Consider the following 1,890-nt stretch of genomic DNA (forward strand, 5'->3'; position numbering starts at 1 on the left):
ACTGGAATAAAAACTAATCCTCCTATTTTTAAAATCTTAAAGCCTCCCAAGCCTTAAGTAAACCGTATTGGCTTATAGTGCTGAAGCTAATTCATCAGAAAGCAGTAATTTTTATCGATTATCTTCCCGAGCAAAAACAATGAGCTTTTAATTTATTTATCAACGGAGTTGCAACACTTCAAGGCGACTTTCAGTAATTAATTGATAGCTATATTCCTGTTAGTAGTATTGAGATCTATCGCCCTTTTTAATTCCTTAATTGCCTCAACATGACTCGGCATATTAACACACTTGACGAGTAAACCAATATCGAGTTCTGGGAGCAATTGGGAACTTGCAATCTCTTCGTATGCTTGCTCTCAGAGAGCATACAGAGACAGTCGGCTGTTTTCCCAAAACCAGACTTCAGGGATTTGCAGCCGTTTGTAAGCCTCGAGCTTATCAATTCAGCCGCTAGTGACGACTACTTCGATCGCTAAATCTGGACGTTCTCTGTCAGCACCCAATTCGTAAGGCTTGTCTGCTTCACACTTCACCAGTCGCGATTCATTTTCTAAAGTCAGAGACTCCGTAGGGGTGAAATCGATTCCTGCGGCCATCATGTAAGTTTCTACCAACGCACCGATACGTCCCTTCGCTGTTTCGTATTTTCTTCCAGGCATTTTCTGAATCTCCAGTATCCCATCTAAAAATGACAGCCGAACCCCTGGAATATCGAGCATCGGTTCTAAGGTTTTGAATTGTTCCCAAGTTAACCCTGGAAATAGCAACTGCCGATCTAATTTCTCTTCTAATGTTGTTGCAGTCATGGCGCTCCTTAATTCCCAATCGACAATCGCAAATCTAAACTCTAAAATCGATCGCTCTGGCTCCTTGATTCCCAATTATTCAATCTAAAATCTAAAATCTAAAATCTAAAATCGATCGACCTCCCACACCTTCAAATGCCATCAGGGTCGATACCCTGACTTCTCAAGTATGCCATTAGTCGATCGGCCCTCTGGCGTTCCTCCTCGACCCTCTGGCGTTCCTGTTACACCCGTTTCGCACCCCACAGCAGCAAATTGCCATTCTCATCCCACCAACGCAACCAATAACTCGTTCTCAGAGATTTTTTACCTTCCCAAACCCCCAGAAATAAACCCATTGATTCTATCCAGAATCGCTGATTAGCATCCTGTTCTTGCAATTCGTATTCTCCAGAAGTCCAGAGTCTGTACACTTCCAACACTCCCGATTTAGGTTCAAAAATTACATAAATCGGTATTTGCAAAATTCGCTCATAAAACCGCTATTTTCCGTAAGGATATGTCGGTTTATTTGAATATTCACTACCGTCTGTATCCGATAAAAATTCGAGCACTACAGCAGGTACTTCTCCCTCAGCATTGCGCGTATAACTGCGGCGAACTTCTCCTGGTTCTGCTGGCAATACCGAGGGAACTTACACCCAATCTGGTGCTTTTACTACTGTTTTGTCATTAACTTTGGCACAGAGTCCAAAATTGGAAGCTATTAGCATTGAAGCTAGGATAAATCCTGCGAGATCCAAGGCTTCTCGGAGGGCCGCGGCTAAAAGTGGTTGGTCGATGTTTTCCACAGGACCGTCTGGTAATTTAAAGTCATCTGGCAGTTTTTCCCAAGTTATAGTATGCTGGTTTTTGGTTGCGTCCGGTTTCGATAATGTTTGCGTCATTCGGTTTTCCTTGTTTCGATAGAAAGAGTTTTTTGTTAATAGGATTTGGACAATAACTTTAATGCGTGGTGCGAAACTCGCACCTTATTAACTAGCTGTAATTGGGGTGCGTATTGCGCAGGGTAAGAGCATCTCAATCATGCTTGACAAAAGCATTTGAGAATCTGCATCATATAGTCATTGTTCATCGCAGC

General features: G+C 42.5%; 1 protein-coding gene and 1 pseudogene. Both read right to left on the reverse strand.

The window, feature by feature from the left end; all coding sequences use genetic code 11:
• Window positions 1–446 precede the first annotated feature (446 nt).
• Window positions 447–809, reverse strand: a complete 363-nt coding sequence (locus QUA54_RS34125; RefSeq protein ID WP_333419452.1) for a Uma2 family endonuclease — start codon at window positions 807–809, stop codon at window positions 447–449.
• A gap of 131 nt (window positions 810–940) precedes the next feature.
• A pseudogene (locus QUA54_RS34130) lies at window positions 941–1,696 on the reverse strand (Uma2 family endonuclease).
• Between the last annotated feature and the right edge of the window lie 194 nt (window positions 1,697–1,890).

It is taken from the genome of Microcoleus sp. MOSTC5 (genome assembly GCF_036701825.1).
GTDB lineage: Bacteria > Cyanobacteriota > Cyanobacteriia > Cyanobacteriales > Microcoleaceae > Microcoleus > Microcoleus asticus.

Excerpts from the sequence above, each read along its gene's own strand:
- QUA54_RS34125 (WP_333419452.1), bottom strand. The coding sequence starts at position 809 with ATGACTGCAACAACATTAGAAGAGAAATTAGATCGGCAGTTGCTATTT.